This window comes from Halomonas sp. BC04 (assembly GCF_000568385.1).
Genome location: NZ_AZQX01000013.1, coordinates 39434 through 58256 on the forward strand (window position 1 = coordinate 39434; position 18823 = coordinate 58256).

15 protein-coding genes, 2 tRNA genes and 4 pseudogenes are annotated in these 18823 nt (G+C 63.0%); 12 read left to right on the forward strand and 9 right to left on the reverse strand.

The genetic code is table 11. The features are described from left to right. The first annotated feature begins 49 nt into the window (after positions 1–49). The 4 genes and pseudogenes from Q427_RS30890 (at position 50) to dcd (ending at position 2487) form a co-directional block, all read left to right on the forward strand. A complete protein-coding gene (locus Q427_RS30890; protein ID WP_155833419.1) occupies positions 50–352 on the forward strand; it encodes a hypothetical protein in 303 nt (100 codons plus the stop codon). Continuing rightward, positions 277–795 carry a hypothetical protein gene (locus tag Q427_RS01395; protein ID WP_043510378.1) on the forward strand — a complete coding sequence of 173 codons (519 nt, stop codon included), beginning with the start codon at positions 277–279 and terminating at the stop codon, positions 793–795. Before Q427_RS30890 ends, Q427_RS01395 begins: the two co-directional genes overlap by 76 nt. A 149-nt stretch (positions 796–944) precedes the next feature. After that, positions 945–1750: pseudogene (gene apbC, locus Q427_RS01400) on the forward strand (iron-sulfur cluster carrier protein ApbC). A 170-nt stretch (positions 1751–1920) separates the two neighbouring features. After that, on the forward strand, positions 1921–2487 hold the full coding sequence (gene dcd / locus Q427_RS01405; RefSeq protein ID WP_043510379.1) for a dCTP deaminase: 567 nt from the start codon (positions 1921–1923) through the stop codon (positions 2485–2487). A gap of 192 nt (positions 2488–2679) precedes the next feature. Here the strand turns inward: dcd and purN are convergent. Further along, positions 2680–3437, reverse strand: a pseudogene (gene purN / locus Q427_RS01410) (phosphoribosylglycinamide formyltransferase). After that, entirely contained in the window at positions 3434–4510 is a 1077-nt protein-coding gene (purM, locus tag Q427_RS01415) for a phosphoribosylformylglycinamidine cyclo-ligase (protein WP_043510380.1), read from the reverse strand. The pseudogene purN and the gene purM overlap by 4 nt, the downstream one beginning before the upstream one ends. Positions 4511–4686: 176 nt before the next feature. Here purM and Q427_RS01420 point away from each other — a divergent pair, with 176 nt between their 5' ends. Both Q427_RS01420 and hda read left to right on the forward strand, forming a co-directional pair. Beyond that, entirely contained in the window at positions 4687–5763 is a 1077-nt protein-coding gene (locus Q427_RS01420; protein ID WP_043510381.1) for an AI-2E family transporter, read from the forward strand. Continuing rightward, positions 5760–6461 carry a DnaA regulatory inactivator Hda gene (gene hda / locus Q427_RS01425; RefSeq protein WP_043510383.1) on the forward strand — a complete coding sequence of 234 codons (702 nt, stop codon included), beginning with the start codon at positions 5760–5762 and terminating at the stop codon, positions 6459–6461. The genes Q427_RS01420 and hda overlap by 4 nt, the downstream gene beginning before the upstream one ends. Before the next feature lie 41 nt (positions 6462–6502). Here the strand turns inward: hda and Q427_RS01430 are convergent, their stop codons facing one another. From Q427_RS01430 to Q427_RS01440, 3 genes are all read right to left on the reverse strand, one after another. Next, positions 6503–7051, reverse strand: a complete 549-nt coding sequence (locus Q427_RS01430) for a carboxypeptidase-like regulatory domain-containing protein (protein WP_043510385.1) — start codon at positions 7049–7051, stop codon at positions 6503–6505. A 165-nt stretch (positions 7052–7216) separates the two neighbouring features. Next, positions 7217–7597, reverse strand: coding sequence for a phasin family protein (locus tag Q427_RS01435; RefSeq protein ID WP_442905420.1), 381 nt, complete (start codon positions 7595–7597; stop codon positions 7217–7219). A 105-nt stretch (positions 7598–7702) separates the two neighbouring features. Next, the gene (locus Q427_RS01440; RefSeq protein ID WP_231613306.1) at positions 7703–8476 is read right to left on the reverse strand and encodes a GGDEF domain-containing protein; all 774 of its coding nucleotides are present in this window, start codon (positions 8474–8476) and stop codon (positions 7703–7705) included. A 63-nt stretch (positions 8477–8539) separates the two neighbouring features. On the opposite strand from Q427_RS01440, the gene Q427_RS33080 reads away from it, so the two are divergent. Together Q427_RS33080 and Q427_RS01445 are read left to right on the forward strand one after the other, a co-directional pair. Beyond that, a complete protein-coding gene (locus tag Q427_RS33080) occupies positions 8540–8743 on the forward strand; it encodes a hypothetical protein (protein ID WP_231613307.1) in 204 nt (67 codons plus the stop codon). A gap of 268 nt (positions 8744–9011) precedes the next feature. Further along, a complete protein-coding gene (locus Q427_RS01445; protein WP_051496035.1) occupies positions 9012–9770 on the forward strand; it encodes a cyclic nucleotide-binding domain-containing protein in 759 nt (252 codons plus the stop codon). A gap of 56 nt (positions 9771–9826) precedes the next feature. On the opposite strand, the gene Q427_RS01450 is transcribed toward Q427_RS01445, so the two are convergent. Next, positions 9827–10348 carry a hypothetical protein gene (locus Q427_RS01450; RefSeq protein ID WP_043510386.1) on the reverse strand — a complete coding sequence of 174 codons (522 nt, stop codon included), beginning with the start codon at positions 10346–10348 and terminating at the stop codon, positions 9827–9829. A 384-nt stretch (positions 10349–10732) separates the two neighbouring features. Here Q427_RS01450 and Q427_RS01455 point away from each other — a divergent pair. Next, a pseudogene (locus tag Q427_RS01455) lies at positions 10733–12111 on the forward strand (class II fumarate hydratase). Positions 12112–12303: 192 nt separating this feature from the next. On the opposite strand, the gene glpD reads toward Q427_RS01455, so the two are convergent. Together glpD and Q427_RS01465 are read right to left on the reverse strand one after the other, a co-directional pair. Beyond that, positions 12304–13647 (reverse strand): glycerol-3-phosphate dehydrogenase, encoded by a 1344-nt coding sequence (gene glpD / locus Q427_RS01460; RefSeq protein WP_442905421.1) that lies wholly within the window; start codon positions 13645–13647, stop codon positions 12304–12306. Between the two features lie 179 nt (positions 13648–13826). Continuing rightward, entirely contained in the window at positions 13827–14585 is a 759-nt protein-coding gene (locus Q427_RS01465; protein ID WP_043510387.1) for a DeoR/GlpR family transcriptional regulator, read from the reverse strand. Positions 14586–14732: 147 nt separating this feature from the next. On the opposite strand from Q427_RS01465, the pseudogene glpK reads away from it, so the two are divergent. From glpK to Q427_RS01480, 3 genes and pseudogenes are all read left to right on the forward strand, one after another. Further along, positions 14733–16218, forward strand: a pseudogene (glpK, locus tag Q427_RS01470) (glycerol kinase GlpK). A 71-nt stretch (positions 16219–16289) separates the two neighbouring features. Next, a tRNA-Val gene (locus Q427_RS01475) sits at positions 16290–16366 on the forward strand. Positions 16367–16390: 24 nt separating this feature from the next. Beyond that, positions 16391–16467, forward strand: a tRNA-Val gene (locus Q427_RS01480). A 782-nt stretch (positions 16468–17249) separates the two neighbouring features. Here the strand turns inward: Q427_RS01480 and Q427_RS01485 are convergent. Further along, positions 17250–18278 carry an IS110 family transposase gene (locus tag Q427_RS01485; protein ID WP_043510390.1) on the reverse strand — a complete coding sequence of 343 codons (1029 nt, stop codon included), beginning with the start codon at positions 18276–18278 and terminating at the stop codon, positions 17250–17252. Between the last annotated feature and the right edge of the window lie 545 nt (positions 18279–18823).

Genomic DNA, 18823 nt, shown 5'->3' on the forward strand with positions numbered 1-18823 from the left:
CCGAGGAGCAGGAAGCCGCCCGCGCGAGATCGCACGCCTTGAGGCCGAAGTGGCTGAGGTCGAGGGGCAGCTGGGTGAGCTTCAGGAGGAGCGTGCCGCTCTTGAGGCCGACATCGAAGCCTACCAGGCCGAGAAGGCCGAGGCAGAAGAGGCGCTGGTCGAACTGCGTGGCGAGCATGAGGCGGTGGACCAGGCTCGCAGTGATGCCGAAGCCGCTCGTCAGGAAGCCGAAGAGGCACACCAGGAGCCGAGGCGGCACGCCAGGAAGCCGAGGAGTTGCGTCAGATTGCCGTCGATGAGCGCCAGGAGGCCGAGGTCGCCCGTGACCTGGCCGATAATGAGCTGGCAGTGATCGAAGAGGACATTGCTGCGGCAGACGAGCAGTTGGATACGTTGGGTGCCGAGATCACCGAGCGCGAATCCACCATCGACGCGCTGGAGAACGACATCGAAGCCCTGGAGGCCTGGCGTGACGAGGTGGAACGCGAAATCGGCGAGGCGAGGGAGTTGCGCGAGCAAACCCTGTCCGAGGTTGAGGAAGCGCGTGCCGAGCGTGAGGCTCTGACGGAGGAGATCGAGGATGGGCGCGGTGCCCTGGCCCAGCTCGATGATCAGATCGAGCGTCGCCAGCAACAGCTGCAGAGACTGGAAGCACAGCTCTCCGAATGGCGCAGTGAATTGGAGGATCTCCAGCTTCGTACGTCCGACCCGGAGCGTGCCCAGCAAGAGGAATCTGAGCAGGCCGAAGAAGAGAACGAGGAAGAAGACGAGGGAGAGGAAGCCGAGCAGTCTTGAATCAGGCGCTAGGCATCAGAAGGCGGAAAAGCGGCGAGCCAGGCTCGCCGCTTCTCGTTTGGCCGATTGAGAGCGCGTTATACTGGCCGAAGTGATTCCATGTTTCCCACGAGCGGAGAGACATCCATCAGTACAAGGAGCGAGTCGTGATCGAAGGGGTCAAGCATATCGTCGCCGTGGCATCCGGCAAGGGCGGAGTGGGCAAGTCCACCGTCGCCGTCAACCTGGCCTTGGCCATGGCCGCCGAGGGGTACCGTACCGGCATCCTGGACGCCGACATCTACGGGCCCAGTCAGGCCAGATGCTCGGTGTGGCAGAAGGTGCACGACCGCAACAGGCCGGCGAGAACCGCTTCAGGCCGCTGGAGGCCCACGGGCTTCAGGCCATGTCCATGGCCTTCATGGTGGATACCCGCGAGCCCATGGTGTGGCGCGGCCCCATGGTTTCCGGGGCCTTCCAGCAGCTACTGACCCAGACGGCCTGGGACAATCTCGATGTGCTGTTCATCGACATGCCGCCGGGCACCGGTGACATTCAACTGACCCTGGCCCAGAAGGTCCCCGTCGACGGCGCCGTGATCGTGACCACGCCCCAGGACATTGCTCTGCTCGACGCCCGCAAGGGCATCGAGATGTTCCGCAAGGTCAACGTGCCGGTATTCGGCGTCGTCGAGAACATGAGCCTGCATGTATGCACCCAGTGCGGCCATGCCGAGCCGATCTTCGGTGAAGGCGGTGGTGAGCGGATCTCGGCGGAATACGAGACCCGTCTGCTGGGTCGCCTGCCGCTGGCCCTGTCGATTCGCGAGCAGGTCGACGGCGGGCGGCCGACGGTGGTGGCAGAGCCGGATGGTGACGTAACTGCCACCTTCCGTGACATGGCCCGCCAGATCGCCGAGCAGATCGAAGGGCAGCAGGCAGACGAAGGGCCAAGTATCTCCTTCAGCGATGATTGATCAGGGCTAGGCCATTGTCCTGTAGCGCGAGGGTCGCCTGCCCCGGATCAGCCCCGAGTGGTGCTGATAGCTGCAATAGACCTGGACGATTGAGCAGACAGTGACGCCCGACGCAGCGGCCGCTATCATGGCGGCCCCGATTCGTGATTTGACAGCATCAGGACGACCCAATGAGCATCAAAGCCGACAGTTGGATCCGCCGCATGGCCGAGCGGGATGGCATGATCGAGCCCTTCGAAGCCGACCAGGTTCGCTACGTGAACGACCAGCGGGTGATCTCCTACGGTACGTCCAGCTATGGCTACGATGTGCGCTGTGCCGATGAATTCAAGGTATTCACCAATATCCACTCCGCGATCGTCGACCCCAAGGCCTTCGATGAGAAGAGCTTCGTCGATATCAAGGGTGATGTCTGCGTCATTCCGCCCAACTCCTTCGCCCTGGCCCGCACCGTCGAATACTTCCGTATCCCGCGTAGTGTGCTGACCATCTGCCTGGGCAAGTCCACCTATGCCCGCTGCGGCATCATCGTCAACGTGACGCCGCTCGAGCCGGAGTGGGAGGGGCACGTGACCCTGGAGTTCTCCAACACCACCAACCTGCCGGCCAAGATCTACGCCAACGAGGGCGTGGCCCAGATGCTGTTCCTGGAGTCGGATGAGATCTGCGAGACCTCCTACAAGGATCGGGGCGGCAAGTACATGGGGCAGAGGGGGGTCACTCTGCCGCGCACCTGAGGCGCCAGTCGCGATGGAGAGTCGGAGCGCCGAACCAGCGCGCCAACAGCTGCTTTTTCCACCTACGGTGCCACGCCATCTTGTCGGAGGAATCTTCAGATCACGACTGGAGGCCGCAGGACTCCTGGCGGTGTTGCCGGTATTCGCGACGACAACCAACCTTTCAGCCTCCGCCGAGGCGCCTGACGGCGCCTACTCCTCGTCCAGTTCCTCGTCGAGCTCTTCGGCGGCGTCGGCGTGGGAGAGGCGCAGCCCCTGAGGCGGCAGGCGGGTGCCGTCCAGGGTCGCACCGTCGCCTTCCAGGCGCAGGCGGCCTTCCAGGAACCACTTCACGGCGATGGGGTAGATCAGGTGCTCACGGGTATGCACCTTCTGCTGGAGGCTGGCCTCGGTTTCCCCCTCGACGATGTCCACGGCGGCCTGAATCACCACCGGCCCGCTGTCGAGCTCCTCGGTGACGAAGTGCACGCTGCAGCCATGCTCGGCAACGCCATCGGCAAGTGCTTGGCGTGGGTGTTCAGTCCCTGGTAGGCGGGTAGCAGCGAAGGGTGGATATTGAGCATCCGCCCCAGATAGCGCTGCACGAAGCGGGGTGTCAGGATGCGCATGAAGCCGGCCAGCACGATCAGGTCGGGCTGATGGCGATCGATGACCTTGATCAGGGCGCCGTCGTAGGCTTCGCGGCTGTCGTACTCCCGGTGGGGCAGGGCCACCGCATCGATGCCGGCATCCCGCGCCCTAACCAGGCCATGGGCATCCGCCACATTGGAAACGACCGCCACGATCTCGCCGCCGAGTTCATCATGGCTCTGGGCATCGATCAGCGCCTGCAGGTTGCTGCCACTGCCCGAAATCAGCACGACCACCCGCCGAACCTCGCTGGGCTCGGGGGTGAAATCGTTCAGGGTGTCGCTCTGTGGCGCATCGTGGGTAAAGCCAGGATCACTCATGCCTTCAGGTTCTCCAGCCGAACCGAGTCTTCGTCCTGGGCGCGGGCGATGATCTCACCGATGCGATAGACCGTTTCACCCTGTGCCTGGAGGTGGGCGCGCGCCTGATCGGCCTGGTCGGCGGGAACCACGACGACCATGCCGATGCCACAGTTCAGTACCCGGTGCATCTCGTGCTCGTCGACGTTGCCCTGCTCCTGCAGCCAGTCGAAGACCTTGGGGCGCGTCCAACTGGCGGCGTCGATACGGGCGCCGAGGGCCTCGGGCAATACCCGAGGGATATTCTCCAGCAGGCCGCCACCGGTGATGTGTGACAGGGCATGAACCGCCACGCCACTCTCCTTGATCAATGACAGCAGCGGCTTGACGTAGATTCGGGTGGGGGCGAGCAGGGCATCGCCCAGGGGCCGGCCATCCACCGCGATATCGAGGGAGGCGCCGCTCACCTCGAGAATCTTGCGGATCAGCGAATAGCCGTTGGAGTGGGGGCCCGAGGAAGCGATGCCGAGGAGCACGTCGCCTTCGGCGACCTTGCTGCCGTCCAGGATCTCGGACTTCTCGACCACGCCGACACAGAAACCGGCCAGGTCGTAGTCGCTGCCTTCGTACATGCCGGGCATCTCGGCGGTTTCACCACCCACCAGGGCGCATCCCGATCGCTCACAGCCTTCACCGATACCGGTGACCACGTCCGCGGCGATGTCCACATCCAGCTTGCCCGTGGCATAGTAGTCGAGGAAGAACAGCGGTTCGGCGCCGGCCACCACCAGGTCGTTGACGCACATGGCGACGAGATCGATGCCGATGGTGTCATGCTTGCCAAGATCCATGGCGAGTCGCAGCTTGGTGCCGACGCCATCGGTGCCGGATACCAGCACCGGCTCGCGATAGCCTGCCGGCAGTTCGCACAGAGCGCCGAAGCCGCCTAGCCCGCCCATCACCTCAGGGCGCATGGTACGTTTGGCAACGCCCTTGATACGGTCGACCAGGGCGTTTCCGGCGTCGATGTCGACGCCGGCATCCTTGTAGCTGAGCGGTGCCTTGGACGGCTGGGCGGAAGTGGAGTCGGTCATGGCCTGTCCTGTATAAAGTCGCGGTTGCGGTTAGTGTAGCGCTGCCGCTCTAACATCGGCATGGCGCGTCGATTGCCCGGAGCGAATCGACGAGCAGTGGGCAAGATCGGGCGGGAATTGTAGCATCACGGCGCACGGCCCGCATTGTCGTGGCCGTCCAACGCAGGGAGTGTGGGATGCGCAGAGAGTGGTGGATTCTGATTGCCGCAGTCGCGATGCTGTGGCTGCTGTTCCAGCTGGAAGCGATGCTGATGCCGTTCATCGCCGGCATGATCCTGGCGTACCTGGCCGATCCCCTGGCCAATCGGTTCCAGCAATGGGGATTGTCGCGGATGCTGGCGGTCTGTGTCGTCTTCCTGTTGCTGTCGATGATCCTGGGCCTGGCGCTGCTGGTTCTTATACCTCTGGCCGTCCAGCAGATCAGGCAGTTCGGCCAGTTGGTGCCCGGCATCTTCGAATGGGTGGAAACGGTGCTGGCCCCCCAGATCCGAGGATGGACCGGGCTGGATGTCGCGGCGGATCTGGAAAACGTGCAGGAGACCCTCGCCGAGCACTGGCAGGATGCCGGCGGTTATCTCGCCCAGTTCCTGGGCCAGATCGGGCGATCGGGCATGGCCCTCGTCACCTGGGTGACCTATGTGGCACTGATTCCCGTGGTGACCTTCTACCTGCTGCTGGACTGGGGGCGGTTGCTCGACAACCTGCGCAACCTGATGCCGCGCCAGTGGGAGCCCGAGGCAGTGCGTCTGGTCGCCCGCTGTGACGAGGTGCTCTCGGCCTTCCTGCGAGGCCAGTTGCTGGTCATGCTGACCCTTGGGGCCATCTACGCCATCGGACTGACCCTGATGGGGGTTCGCTTCGGCCTCTTGATCGGTATGGTGGCGGGCCTGGCCAGTATCGTGCCCTTCCTGGGCTTCATCGTCGGCATCAGTGTGGCGCTGATCGTGGCCTTCTTTCAGTTCGGTAGCTGGCTGGCGCTGGTGGGGGTCGTGGGGGTGTTCACCTTCGGGCAGATCATCGAAAGCACCGTGCTGCAGCCCAAGCTGCTGGGTGACAAGATCGGACTTCATCCGGTCGCCGTGATCTTTGCCGTGCTGGCAGGGGGGACGCTGTTCGGATTTACCGGCGTTCTGCTGGCGCTGCCGGCAGCGGCGGTGATCATGGTACTCTTGCGTGAACTGAAGGATCGTTACAAGCGCAGCAGCTTGTACGATGCCGGGCTACGTAAGCGACACGACGAGGATTCTTCATGAGCCGAGCACCGGCGCAGCTGCCGCTGGGAGTGAGTCTGCGTGACGATGCCACCTTCGACAGCTTTCTGCCGGGCGCCAACGCCACCCTGCTGGAGACACTGACCCAGCAGCTTGGCGAAAACGGCGAGCCCTTCGTCTACCTGTGGGGGGCTGCCGGCACCGGCCGAACCCATCTGCTACAGGCCGCCTGCCATGCGGCATCCAGCCGGGACCTCCGTGCACTCTATCTCCCGCTCGAGGAACTGGGGCACTTTCCGCCGCTGATGCTGGAGGAGGTCGAGCGACTCGACCTGGTGGCCATTGACGACGTGGATGCGGTGGTGGGACGAAAGCGCTGGGAAGAGGGGCTCTTCCATGCCTTCAACCGGTTGCGCGATGCCGGTAAGCACCTGCTCATGGCCTCTGCCGTCTCGCCGCGCCAGCTACCGGTGAAGCTGCCTGACCTGGCGTCACGCCTGACCTGGGGCGTCACTTTCCATCTCCAGGGGCTCGACGATACCGAACGCTTGCAGGCGCTGCAGTTGCGCGCCCGGGTTCGCGGCATGCAGCTGCCGGACGAAGTCGCCCGCTATATCCTGCACCGCGGGCCGCGCGGCTTGGGCGAGCTCTGCGAATCGTTGGCGGTTCTCGACCGAGCGTCACTCACCGCCCAGCGCAAGCTGACGATTCCGTTCGTCAAGCAGGCGCTGGGCTGGTAGGACAGGGCCAGGCTTTTCGGCCCAGGTTTCTCGACTCAAGGTCATCGGCTCAGGTTGACTTCCAACCGCTGGCCATTGCGTAGCGATACCTGCCGGATAATGGCCTGTCGCTGGCCGTTGCCGGGATTCACCACGCTCCCCATCACATAGAACTCGCCCGCGGGTAGCCCCTGCAGGCTGAAATGTCCATTGCCGTCGGTGCGGGTCGTATGGGTGAATTCCCGGGCGCGGGGGTCGGCTGGTTCCACGGCGCGGCCCGCCAGCGCATGTTCGGCGGCCTCGGCGGAATAGGTGGTTACCGGTGCTACCGCAACGGTCTCCCCCGCGCCCGGCATGCCGTTCAAGGCCAGACGGCCACTGATCGCCGCGGAGCCCGATCGTTCCAGGCTGGCATACTCCCGCTCGGGAAAGGCGACCTGGCGGGCGACCCTGCCCGGGGCGACCCGATCCGGATCAGCTCGTTCGACTGCCGGTGGGCGCTCGTCACCGATGTCGATGACCTCGATCCGCTCGGGCGGTGGCCCGGGTTCCATCATCTGGCAGCCGGAAAGAGTGAGGCCGAGCAGCGCTACTGGAATCCACGCTTTCATCTGTACTTCCTCGTGATTCGCCCGTGCCCTACGAGAGTAAACGATGTCACCGGTCAGGCGACAGCATCATATCCTCATGACAGTATCCCCATAACAGGAAAGGCCCGCCGATCATCGATCGGCGGGCCTTGTCGTCATGCCGGCCTCAGGGGCCGGCCACCGGCTTTACTTGCTAGCCTTGGTGGCAGTTTCCTGGGCCTGCTTGACGTTGGTCTCGGCCAGCTTCTGGCTCTTCTGCACGAAGTCCTGCTGCAGGGAGGCGACCTTCTCGGCGTCACCCTTCAGGCGCTCGGTCAGCTCCTTGGCGACCTGCTGCTGGCCTTCCATGTACGCACGGAGGCCTTCGGCGTCCTTGACGTTCATCAGGCTGCGCACCTGGGCCAAGCCGGTATCGGTATAGGCCTTGGTGGCGTCCAGCTGGGCGTTGACCAGCTTTTCGGTGTAGTCGACGCTCAGCGCCGCAAAAGCGCGGGCCGGGGCAAAGAACATTGACTCGAACTGCTTGGTGTCAAACTGCTTGGTATCGAAGTTGAATGCATTCATCATGATAGGAACCTCCAGGTTCTTGATAAGACATCGAACGGGAGATCCCGCTCTGTTGCAGTGCACAATAGCAGAGCTGTTTGTGCACTGCAACATCGATTTTGCAATTTAGCGTAACGGCATAAATTGGCCGCTGGTCCCGTTCCGCTGGAGGGGCGGGGCGTCAGGGGGGCACTCTATCCGGTTGCGGCCGTTGCGCTTGGCATGCAGCAGCAGGGTGTCGGCTCGATGAATCAGTTCATCCATCGATTGGTCGTCATGCGCTCGGGAGGCAATGCCAATACTGACAGAGAGCCGGCCGGCCTCCTGGAGGGTTTTGCTCAGCCGCTCGGCGATGGCTCTTGCCCCCAGGATGTCCGTCTCGGGCAGTACGATAATGAACTCGTCGCCGCCGTACCGACCCACCAGATCGCAATCGCGAACCATCGCCAACGTCGCCTGGGCCACGGTTCTCAGCGCGTGGTCCCCCGCCAGGTGGCCTAGCTCATCGTTGATGAGCTTGAAATTGTCGATGTCGAGCATCATCAGGCATAGCGCTAGCTCGTAGCGGGAGGCGCGCCTGAATTCGTTATCGGCCAGTTCGAGAAGCTGTCGGCGGTTATAGGTCTCCGTGAGACAGTCATGGGTGGCCAGGTAGGTCAAGTGCAGGTTGGCAGCCATCAGCTCGTTCGTGCGCGCCATGACCCGGCGCTCCAGTTCCCGTTCCAGCTCCTGAGGGCCCGGTTGTGCAGGGGCCCAGAGGGAGTCCTGGACGATGCCGAGGAGGTGCGTCAATTCACCCAGCGGGTTGGCGATCGGCACCAGCAGAACCTGTTGGCGGCCCTCGCATTGCTGTCCCTCCCTATCGAAGAAGCAGCCTGTGGCCTCATAGCGAACCGGCATGCCCTCCTCCGTACAGCGGGCGCAGCGGTCTATCACATCATCGCCGAACGGTGAGGGGAATAGGTGAGCCAATTGTTTGCCCACCCAGGTCGGTTCGCTCCCCAGCCGGGCTTGCTGTGCGGGGTTGATGGCCTCGATGACGAAATTCTCGCAACCTTCTATCCGCACCAGGAACATCTGCTCAGGGAAAAATTCCCACAAGCTCATCAATACGGCGCCGGCATTGCTGCCGAGCCGGTTAAGACAATCCTGCGTAAGCCAGTTTGACGATAGCATTGTCGTGCCCCCCTGCATGACGGTGATTCCGTTCGTGGCCGTGCTGACCGGCACAAGCCTCTCCTTGCCGATATCGCGGTGCAGCATCAATTCTAGTTTGGCGTGTCATGCCCTGCTGCATGGTTTTCATCATCCCGCCAGCTAGTTTCACTCCCTACCCAATAGAGGGAGGCATGATGGTTTTCACCTTTCACTACGTGAGCCCTCTTCTATACTTTGGTCCAAACCCTAAGAATCCCTAAGGGATAGGGGGGTTCCCATGACGAGTCAAGGCAAGATCTATAGCCGTGATCCGGATGCACTGAGCTGCCTCTCCTGCCGCCTCAATTCCCTCTGCCTTACGGCGGGCCTTCCCCTGGAGGAGAGGGCCTTGTTCAGCCGCATCGTTGGCCCGGCCGAGGCGCTCGAAAAACGCCAGGTCCTGGTAAGCCAGGGAGCGACATTTGACCGCCTGTTTGCCGTCCTTACGGGTAGCCTCAAGCAGGTCATCGTGACCGACAGCGACGAATATATCGTCACGGCGCTGTATCTGCCTGGCGATCTGGTTGGGTTGGACGCCATCGGCGAGGGGGCGTACCCAGGGTCGCTTGTCGCCCTGGAAACCACCCGAGTATGCGAGATTCCGTACGAACAGCTCGACCAGCTTTGCACTCGCTCCGCTGGGATACGTCGGCTTTTACCTCGCTACCTGAGCCAGGCGATGCACGATGAGCGACTGAGACTAAACCTGCTCCTGCGTCGAACGGCCGAAGTTCGGCTGGCCTGCTTTTTCGAGGGCCTTTCCGAGCGGTTCCGGCTTCGAGGCTATTCCCCACACCACTTCCGCCTGGCCCTGTCGCGAAGCGATATCGCGAGCCACCTGGGGCTGACCCCGGAAACCGTGGGTCGGGTACTGGTGAGCTACCAGCGGCAGAACCTGTTGGAGGTGAGCGGCCATGAATTCCGGGTTCTCGATCTCGAGCGGCTGAAGAGCCTCGCGGCAGCCAACGGCCGTCGCCACCGCCAGCGTGAAGCCTAGCGAGGCGCCGGGCGCAGCGGGTTGGGCACCCGCTGCGTGCTGTGTTCCCGTTGTCGTTATATCGCACTGGTTGCCTTGACGGATTGTGGCATGCGGCTGGTCCAGATCGGGCGGCCTGGTTCCCGGTATTCTTGAATGATGCGGTACTCGTTGTTCTTCTGGGTCACGAAAGCCTGCAAGGGGCGATGCAGCTCCGGCGTTGCATTGGTTTCCAGCAGCCAGGCAAAGAGCCTGCATGTGACCTCGGCGGCATCCTCGGCCGCCATCAGGGCATCCCGGCTCATGGCATCATCCACCACGAAGAAGTGCCGGCTCGAACGCGGCAGGAAGGGTGATTCCCGTGGCGGCTTCAGGGAGACGCAGGCGTCGAGTTCCAGTTGTGTGGCGACGTTGCGCAACGTCTGGATGCGCTGCTCGCACTCCATGCCAAGGGCGGCCATCAGGCGGCTGATATGGGGAGCAATCGGCAGGAAGCTGAGTGCCAGTCGCCGGTAACGGTTCAGCTCCCCCGTTTCATGGGTGTGGGCAATGCTGAGCTGTTCATGCGGTAGTAGCGTTAGCGCTGTCAAGTTGTCCATGTACACCATTCCGTTAGCGTTATCAATTTTCCTGAGCTGAGTGGGCTTCAGTGAGACAATCCTAGGTTGGCTGAGCCATTACGTTCCACGATAGGTATCAAGGAATGGATCGAATGGAGAAACTTGAATAAAGAAACTTAGGTGACTCAGTCAACGATACTAGTTATGTAATAATTTGATGCTTGGTTCTTCTGGTACTGTTTATATTTGTAATAATGGAGCCGAAGGATCGTTTCAGGTTTGTGTCTTGCTTGGTGCTCCTGCACGGGCGAGGTGCCTGCTGCCCTTGCAAGTGGTGTCAGTGGCAACCATGGTAAATGCCTAGGGCATGAGTCTTGGTCAAGCGTGTTGGTGTCAGTGCAGTACCGACAGGGAGGAGGGGAGATGAGCGACCATCGTATCGAACGCGACAGCATGGGCGAGCTGAAGGTGCCTCACGACGCCTGTACGGTGCCCAGACTCAGCGGGCAGTCAACAATTTTCCGGTATCCGGTCAAGCGATGCCGCCGGCCTTCATCCATGCCATCGCGCGCATCAAGCTGGCGGCGGCCCGGGTCAACCGTGACCTGCAGCTGCTGGATGGCGAGCGTGCCGAGGCCATCGCCGATGCCGCCAAGGCTATCATCGAGGGCAAGCACGACACCCAGTTCCCGGTGGACGTCTTCCAGACCGGTTCCGGCACCTCGAGCAACATGAACGTCAATGAAGTCATCTCACACCTGGCGAGCCAGGATGGCCTTCAGGTTGGCCCCAATGACCATGTCAACATGGGCCAGTCGAGTAATGACGTCATCCCCACGGCGATCCACCTCTCGGCGGCACTGGAAGTCACCACGCGGTTGCGACCCGCCCTGGTCCATCTGAGGGCGACCATCGACGAGCGAGCATGGGAACTCGACGGTGTGGTGAAGACCGGGCGTACCCACCTGATGGATGCCATGCCGCTGCGTCTGAGTCAGGAGCTGGGAGGGTGGTCGAGTCAACTGGGGCAGGCTATCGAGCGCCTCGACAGTGCCATGCTTCGTCTCTGTCGGCTGGCCCAGGGCGGCACTGCGGTAGGCACAGGCATCAATGCCCATCCCGAATTTGCCGAGAGAATGGCGCGTGAGTTGAGCGAGCAGACAGGGATCTCACTCCAGCCCAACGACAGCTTCTTCGCCAGTCTCGCATCCCAGGATAGTGCCGTGGAGCTCTCCGGTCAGCTCAAGGGGCTGGCCTGCGTGGTGATGAAGATCGCCAACGACCTGCGCTGGATGAACTCGGGGCCGTTGGCCGGTCTGGGGGAGATCGAGCTGGAAGCGCTGCAACCCGGCAGCTCCATCATGCCGGGCAAGGTCAACCCGGTCATTCCCGAGTCGGCGGCCCAGGCTGCCGCCCAGGTGATCGGCCTGGACGCCGCCGTGACGGTGGCAGGCCAGAGTGGCAACTTTCAGCTGAATGTCATGCTGCCCCTGGTCGCTCACAATCTGCTGACGTCGATCGGCTTGATGAGCAACAGCGCACGCTTGCTGGCCGACCGTGCCATCGCCACCTTCAAGGTGCGGGAGGCGAACATGGCCGGGCCGCTGGCCCGCAACCCGATTCTGGTTACCGCGCTCAATGGCGTCATCGGCTACGATGCCGCGGCAGCCGTTGCCAAGGAGGCCTACAAGGCCGGCCGGCCCATCATCGATGTGGCGGAGGAGCAGACAGATCTGAGCCGCGAGGAGCTGGAGCGGCTGCTCGATCCCGCCAGCCTGACCCGTGGGGGGATCCCCGAATAGGCATGGCTATCGCTGGCCGGGCGGCCAGCGTTGCTCATGCGGCCAGCACCTGGCAGTGGGCATCGACATGCTGGACCAGGGCATCGAGCTGGCGCGGTGTCAGGCGCAGGCCAAGTTTGGTGCGCCGCCACAGGATGTCTTCGGTGCTCGTTGCCCATTCATGATCGATCAGATAGTCGACTTCAGCGGCGGTCAGCCCGGCACCGAAGGCTTCGCCGAGGTCGGCTTCCTCGCTGCGCCGCTCAGGAAGCGCAGGCAGAGCGTCCCGTAGCTGCGGGCGAAGCGCCTTGCACGGTCGTCACCCAGCCAGGGGTAGGCCTCGAGCAACTGATGGCTGAAGTCCGCCTGGCTTGCCATGTCACCGCCCGGCAGCGCCACGGTGGCGGTCCAGGGGCGTCCCATGCGAGGGAAGCGTGGGGCGAGCATCTCGAGTGCCGACTCCGCCAGCTTGCGATAGGTGGTGATCTTGCCGCCGAATACCGATAGCAGCGGGGCGCCTTGTTCGTCGAAGGCCAGCGTATAGTCTCGGGTCATGGCCGAAGGATCGTCGGATTCGTCGTCACAAAGGGGACGCACGCCAGAAAAGCTGCTGATCACGTCGCTGCGGGTCAGCTGGCGTCGAAAATTCTCATTGACCACCCTGAGCAGGTAATCCACCTCCTCCTCTGCGATGGCCACACGGGCGGGGTCACCCTCGTAGCGTCGGTCCGTGGTACCCACCAGGCTGAAGTCATCTTCGTAAGGCAGTACGAAGACGATGCGCCTATCGCTGTTCTGCAGGATGTAGGCGCGGTCATCAGCGTTGAGCCTGGGCACGATCAGGTGGCTGCCCTGGATCATGCGGATGGCATAGCGCGACCTGCGACGGGTCTGCTCACGGATCACGCTTTCCACCCAGGGCCCCGCGGCATTGACCAGGGTGCGAGCATAGCGCCGAAAGCGCTTGCCGGTCCGCTGGTCCTCGAGCTCGATACACCAGTGGCCCTGCTCCTCGTAGGCTGCTGTACAGCGCGTGCGAACGAGAATCTCGGCGCCACCCTCGCGGGCCTGGATGGCATTCAGGACCACCAGTCGGGCATCATCCACCCAGCAGTCCGAATATTCGAAACCGCGCATGATCTCGGGCTTCAGCGGCGAATCCGAGCCGAAGCGAACGCCACGGGATCCGGGTAACTGCTTGCGCTTGCCCAGGTGGTCGTACAGGAACAGGCCGGCGCGGATCATCCAGGCCGGACGCAGGTGCGAGCGGTGGGGGAGGATGAAGCGCGAGGGCCAGATGATGTGAGGTGCCTTCTTGAGCAGTGTTTCCCGCTCCCGCAGGGCCTCACCGACCAGGCGGAATTCATGGTGCTCCAGGTAGCGAAGTCCGCCATGGATCAGCTTGCTGCTTGCCGACGACGTGGCGCCGGCCAGGTCGCCCTGCTCACAGAGCCCGACGGCAAGGCCGCGGCCGGCGGCATCATTGGCGATACCCGTGCCATTGATGCCGCCACCGATGATGTACATGTCGAGCAGGTCGCGTGAGGGTTCCGCCATGGATGCAGGCTCCGTTAAGCTGGCGTCACACCGCCAGACATCATGTCGTGTTTGAAAACGAACATAGATGAATCGAAACCGAACATCAAGGGGGAAAGGGTAGCAGACCAGCGCAAGGCGAGGTGCACCGGAGGAAACCAGCGGGGCGGCGGTGGCGCGGACGGTCGATAACCGCTCAATCAGGCCAGATGCAGGGCAACGTCGTGGGCCTTCATCAGGTGCACGATCGCTTCGGGGGGCTGGCGATCGGTGAACAGGGCATCGAGCTGGGCGATATTGCCCTGGCGGACTACCGGGTTGCGATGGAACTTGGAATGGTCGGCGGTGAGATAGACCTGGCGCGAGTTGCGGATGATGGCCTGCGCCACACGGGCCTCCTGGTAGTCGAACTCGAGGAGGGAGCCGTCCTCATCGATACCGCTGATCCCGATGATGCCGTAATCGACCTTGAACTGGTTGATGAAATCGATGGTGGCCTCGCCGATGATGCCGCCGTCGCGGGAGCGTACCTGCCCACCGGCGATGATGACGTTGAAGTCCTCCTTGTGCTGGAGAATGGCAGCGACATTGAGATTGTTGGTGATGACCTCCAGCCCCTGATGATCGAGCAGGGCTTCCGCCACCACCTCATTGCTGGTGCCGATATTGATGAAGAGCGAAGCGTGGTCGGGAATGTGGCTGGCCACCAGGCTGGCGATGCGTCGCTTGGCCTCGAGGTTGAGGTTCTTGCGGGTGCTGTAGGCGGTGTTGACGGTGCTCGACTCCAGGCCGGCGCCACCGTGAACGCGGCGTATCATCCCTTCCTCGGCCAGTGCATTGAGGTCGCGTCGCACCGTCTGCGGGGTGACGGCGAAATGTTCGGTAAGCTGTTCGATACTGGCGTAGCCCTGGCGGCGGACCAGATCGACGATGGCATCCTGGCGTTGCTGTTGATTCATGTCGGCTCCCTAGCGATCCCAAGATTGTAAGCTATTCGGCGGGTTAGCGGCAGAGGCGGTGGGGCTGCGTCGAAAGTCGTAGAGCAATGCGAACACACTGCAGTACCCTTGGTGATCATAAACGAACATACAATGACAGGACATATCATGGCCGACTACCTGCTTGCCATCGACCAGGGGACCACCAGCTCCCGCGCCATCCTCTTCGACCGCAGTGGCAACGTGGCCCACGTCGCTCAGCAAGAGTTTCCCCAGCAGTTTCCCCATGACGGCTGGATAGAGCATGATCCCGAGGCGATCTGGGGCACGGTGCTGGCGACGTGCAGAGAGGTGATCGAGCAGAGCGGTGGGCCACTTTCCCGCATTGCCGGTATCGGCATCACCAACCAGCGTGAAACCACCCTGCTGTGGGACCGACAAACCGGTGAGCCGCTCTACAATGCCATCGTCTGGCAGGATCGGCGTACGGCAGACGCGTGCCAGGATCTGCGGGACAAGGGGCATGCCGATCTGGTCCAGGCACGTACCGGACTATTGATCGATCCCTACTTCTCGGCGACCAAGCTGGCCTGGCTGCTGGACAACGTCGAGGGCGCCGCGACCGCGCGGAGCGGGGAGAGCTGGCCTTCGGCACCGTCGATACTTTCCTGCTCTGGCGGCTCACCGGTGGGCAGGTGCACGCCACCGACGCCACCAATGCGTCTCGCACCATGCTGTTCAACATCCATACCCAGCAGTGGGATGACGAGCTCCTCGCGCTGTTCGATATCCCGCGAGCGCTGCTGCCCGAGGTCCGCGACAGCAGCGATGACTTCGGCCATACCGAGGCGAGCCTGCTGGGTGCGGCGCTGCCGATCGGTGGGGTCATCGGCGACCAGCAGGCGGCCTTGGTCGGACAGGCCTGCTTCGAGCCGGGCATGGGCAAGAGCACCTACGGGACCGGCTGCTTCATGATCGTCAATACCGGGGACAAGGCCGCCGTCTCCCGCAATCGACTCCTGACCACCGTGGCGTATCGTCTCGGCGGCAAGCGACCTATGCCATGGAAGGCAGCATCTTCGTCGCCGGGGCTGCCGTCCAGTGGCTGCGCGACGGTCTCAAGCTGTTCGACAATGCCGCCGAGACCGAGGAACTGGCCCGCGAGACCCGGGATGGCCACAGCGTCTACCTGGTGCCGGCCTTTACCGGCTTGGGGGCGCCGCACTGGGCCCCCAAGGCGCGGGGTGCGATCTTCGGCCTGACCCGGGATACCGGCATTGGCGAGATCGTCGCCGCCGGGCTGCAGGCGGTCTGCTACCAGACCCGCGACCTCCAGGCCTGCATGCGCGACGACATGGAGGCAAGCCCAGGCAAGCTGCGTGTGGATGGCGGCATGGTCAGCAACGGCTGGCTGGTTCAGTTCCTGGCCGACATGCTCGGCGTTCAGGTCGACCGGCCGACGGTGCTAGAGACCACGGCCCTTGGCGCCGCCTACATGGCAGGTCTTCACCTGGGCTGGTATCGGGACCTGGACGAGATCGCCGATCTCTGGCGCTGCGAGAAGAGCTTCGTGCCCCAGATGCCTGAGGCGGAGCGGGAGCGGCTCTACCAGGGCTGGCTGGAGGCGGTGGAGCGTGTAAAAAGCGCGCCTTGAAGCTTGCAAAATTCAGCAATATCGGTAAGATATGCATCCGTTGCCGAGGCGCTTTGTCGCCCGCGGAATGCAGGACCATAGCTCAGTTGGTTAGAGCGCCACGTTGACATCGTGGAGGTCGGCGGTTCAAATCCGCCTGGTCCTACCAGCATTCCAGGGCAATAGCCCCTTCAGGACCATAGCTCAGTTGGTTAGAGCGCCACGTTGACATCGTGGAGGTCGGCGGTTCAAATCCGCCTGGTCCTACCAGATTCCCGAAACGCCCCGCAGCCCTGCTGCGGGGCGTTTCGCTTTCCTGATTACGTATAAGACCCAGCAGGCGCCTGGCGGAGGCCGCTGCGTTGGCGGTGATCGTTGGCGTCGGCAACACCGCCGGGAGGTCTTCGGCCTCCAGTCGTGATCTGAAGATTCTCCTACAACGGCGTGGCGGCGTTGGTGGAAAGTATCATTGTTGGAGCGCTGGTCCCCATCGCGACTGGCGCCGATAGGCGCCCGGCGGAGGCCGCGGCTTTATTGGTCATCGCCAACGCCGGCAACACCGCCGGGAGTCCTTCGGCCTCCAGTCGTGAGCTGAAGCTACTCCAACAGCGGTGTGGCACTGTCGGTGGGATAATCAGCTGTTGGAACGCTGGTTCCCATCGCGACTGGCGCCGATAGGCGCCTCGGCGGAAGCCACAGCGCAGGTGATTATCGCCAGCCTTGGCAACACCGCCGGGAGTCCTTCGGCCTCCAGTCGCCGATGCGTCGGACCGGAGCTGAAGCTTCCTTATATGGACCCGTCCCGTTGTGCAAGCCCGAAACGTATCGGCGGGGGGGTGAGACTGCACGCTTATATCCGGCCTGTCAGTGGCACTTCATCGGTGCCTGGCCATGATGGGATGCGCGCTCTCCGATCTGATCTCCGACTCGGCCTCAACATCGGCCATCAAGCTTCACAGAGTAGCGGAGAGCCGGTCTGACCTGTCCTGCCATCCACGTTCGTGCCTGCGCAACCTCCGGGAAATCTGGACTATTTCATGACACTCGCGGCTTCACGGTGTGGCCGCGTAGGCTGTGTCTCGCGCCATCACCGCCCAGCAGATCCTGCCGAGCTTGTTCGCCAGGGCGATGGTGGCCTTGGCAGCGCCACGTCGTGCCGCCAACGAACACGCCCAACGTGCCAGCCGGTCCGGCTGCTGCTGACGCTGAAACGCGCGCAAGGCCGCTCGGGAACCATGCACAAGCTGTCGACGCACCTCGCCGTTGCCCCGCTTGGAGATACTCATCAATCGCTCCTTGCCGCCGCTCGAATGCTGGCGGGGCACCAGGCCAATCGAGGCGCTGAAGCTCCGGCCATTGGCAAACCGGCCTGGGTCACCGATATGACTGACCAGCAAGGTGGCATTGACCGGCCCGATACCGGGCACGCTCAACAGGCGCTGGCACACCGGTGTCGCCTTGGCGAGCCGTGCCAGGCGCTGATCGTAGGCACGGACCCGGGCATCCAGCGCCAGCCACTGATCCAGGACATCATCCAGTACCACGAAGAGATCGTCACCCAGCTCTGTCCGATGCTCGGCGAGCAACCGCCTGACCTCGCCCTGGCGGAACACCGAGTGCCCCTTGGCCATGATGATTCCCATTTCGGCCAGCAAGCCATGTAGCTCATTGCCCAGCGCCGTCCGGTCGGCGATGGCCCGGGAGCGCACGCGATGCATGGCTTGCAGCGCCTGCTGTTCCAGCGTCTTGGTCGCCACCCGGGGTGTGGCATCACGGGCGGCCGCTTCGGCGATCGCTCGGGCATCCCGTGCATCGCTCTTGTGCCCGAGAACAAAGGGCTTCACGTACTGGGGAGGGATCAAGTGAACCTCGTGGCCCAGTGCCTGGATCTCCCTGGCCCAGTAATGGGCACCGCCGCAGGCTTCCATGGCGACGCGGCAGGGAGGTACCTGGGCCAGCGTCAGGCGTAAGCCTGAGCGAGAGACCTTCTTGCTGAACACCTGACGCCCTTTGTGATCGACGGCATGGAGTTGAAAGACACGCTTGGCGAGATCGATCCCGACGATGCTAATGTGATTCATGGATGGACCCTCCTTCGAGATGCCGTGTGGTGCCCCGTGCACCCAAGATGGCGTTGCAAACTCATCTTGGCACAGGGAGGGACGGGTCCATCCCATTTCCGACAACGTGAAATTACCCTCGGTGGAGAGGATTGCTGTTGGAGCGCTGCTCTGCGTCGCGACTGGCGCCGTCAGGCGCCTTGGCGGAGGCTGAAACGCTGGTGATTGTTGCCAGCACCGGCAACACCGCCGGGAGGCTTGCGCCTCCAGTCGTGAGCTGAAGCTACTCCAACATAAGAAACAGCAGCTGTAGGAGCGCCGCTCTGCGTCGCGACTGGCGCCGTCAGGCGCCTTGTCGGAGGCCGCGGCGTTGGCGTTAACCGCAACATTGGAACACCGTCGGGAGCCTTCGGCCTCCAGTCGTGAGCTGAAGCTTCCTCCGACAACGTGAAATTACCCTCGGTGGAGAGGATCGCTGTTGGAGCGCTGCTCCGCATCGCGACTGGCGCCGCCAGGCGCCCGGCGGAGGCCGGCGGCGTTGGCGTTAACCGCAACATTGGCAACAC

Excerpts from the sequence above, each read along its gene's own strand:
- dcd (WP_043510379.1), top strand. The coding sequence starts at position 1,921 with ATGAGCATCAAAGCCGACAGTTGGATCCGCCGCATGGCCGAGCGGGAT.
- purM (WP_043510380.1), bottom strand. The coding sequence starts at position 4,510 with ATGACCGACTCCACTTCCGCCCAGCCGTCCAAGGCACCGCTCAGCTAC.
- Q427_RS01420 (WP_043510381.1), top strand. The coding sequence starts at position 4,687 with ATGCGCAGAGAGTGGTGGATTCTGATTGCCGCAGTCGCGATGCTGTGG.
- hda (WP_043510383.1), top strand. The coding sequence starts at position 5,760 with ATGAGCCGAGCACCGGCGCAGCTGCCGCTGGGAGTGAGTCTGCGTGAC.
- Q427_RS01430 (WP_043510385.1), bottom strand. The coding sequence starts at position 7,051 with ATGAAAGCGTGGATTCCAGTAGCGCTGCTCGGCCTCACTCTTTCCGGC.
- Q427_RS01435 (WP_442905420.1), bottom strand. The coding sequence starts at position 7,597 with ATGATGAATGCATTCAACTTCGATACCAAGCAGTTTGACACCAAGCAG.
- Q427_RS01440 (WP_231613306.1), bottom strand. The coding sequence starts at position 8,476 with ATGCCGGTTCGCTATGAGGCCACAGGCTGCTTCTTCGATAGGGAGGGA.
- Q427_RS01445 (WP_051496035.1), top strand. The coding sequence starts at position 9,012 with ATGACGAGTCAAGGCAAGATCTATAGCCGTGATCCGGATGCACTGAGC.
- Q427_RS01450 (WP_043510386.1), bottom strand. The coding sequence starts at position 10,348 with ATGGACAACTTGACAGCGCTAACGCTACTACCGCATGAACAGCTCAGC.
- glpD (WP_442905421.1), bottom strand. The coding sequence starts at position 13,647 with ATGGCGGAACCCTCACGCGACCTGCTCGACATGTACATCATCGGTGGC.
- Q427_RS01465 (WP_043510387.1), bottom strand. The coding sequence starts at position 14,585 with ATGAATCAACAGCAACGCCAGGATGCCATCGTCGATCTGGTCCGCCGC.
- Q427_RS01485 (WP_043510390.1), bottom strand. The coding sequence starts at position 18,278 with ATGAATCACATTAGCATCGTCGGGATCGATCTCGCCAAGCGTGTCTTT.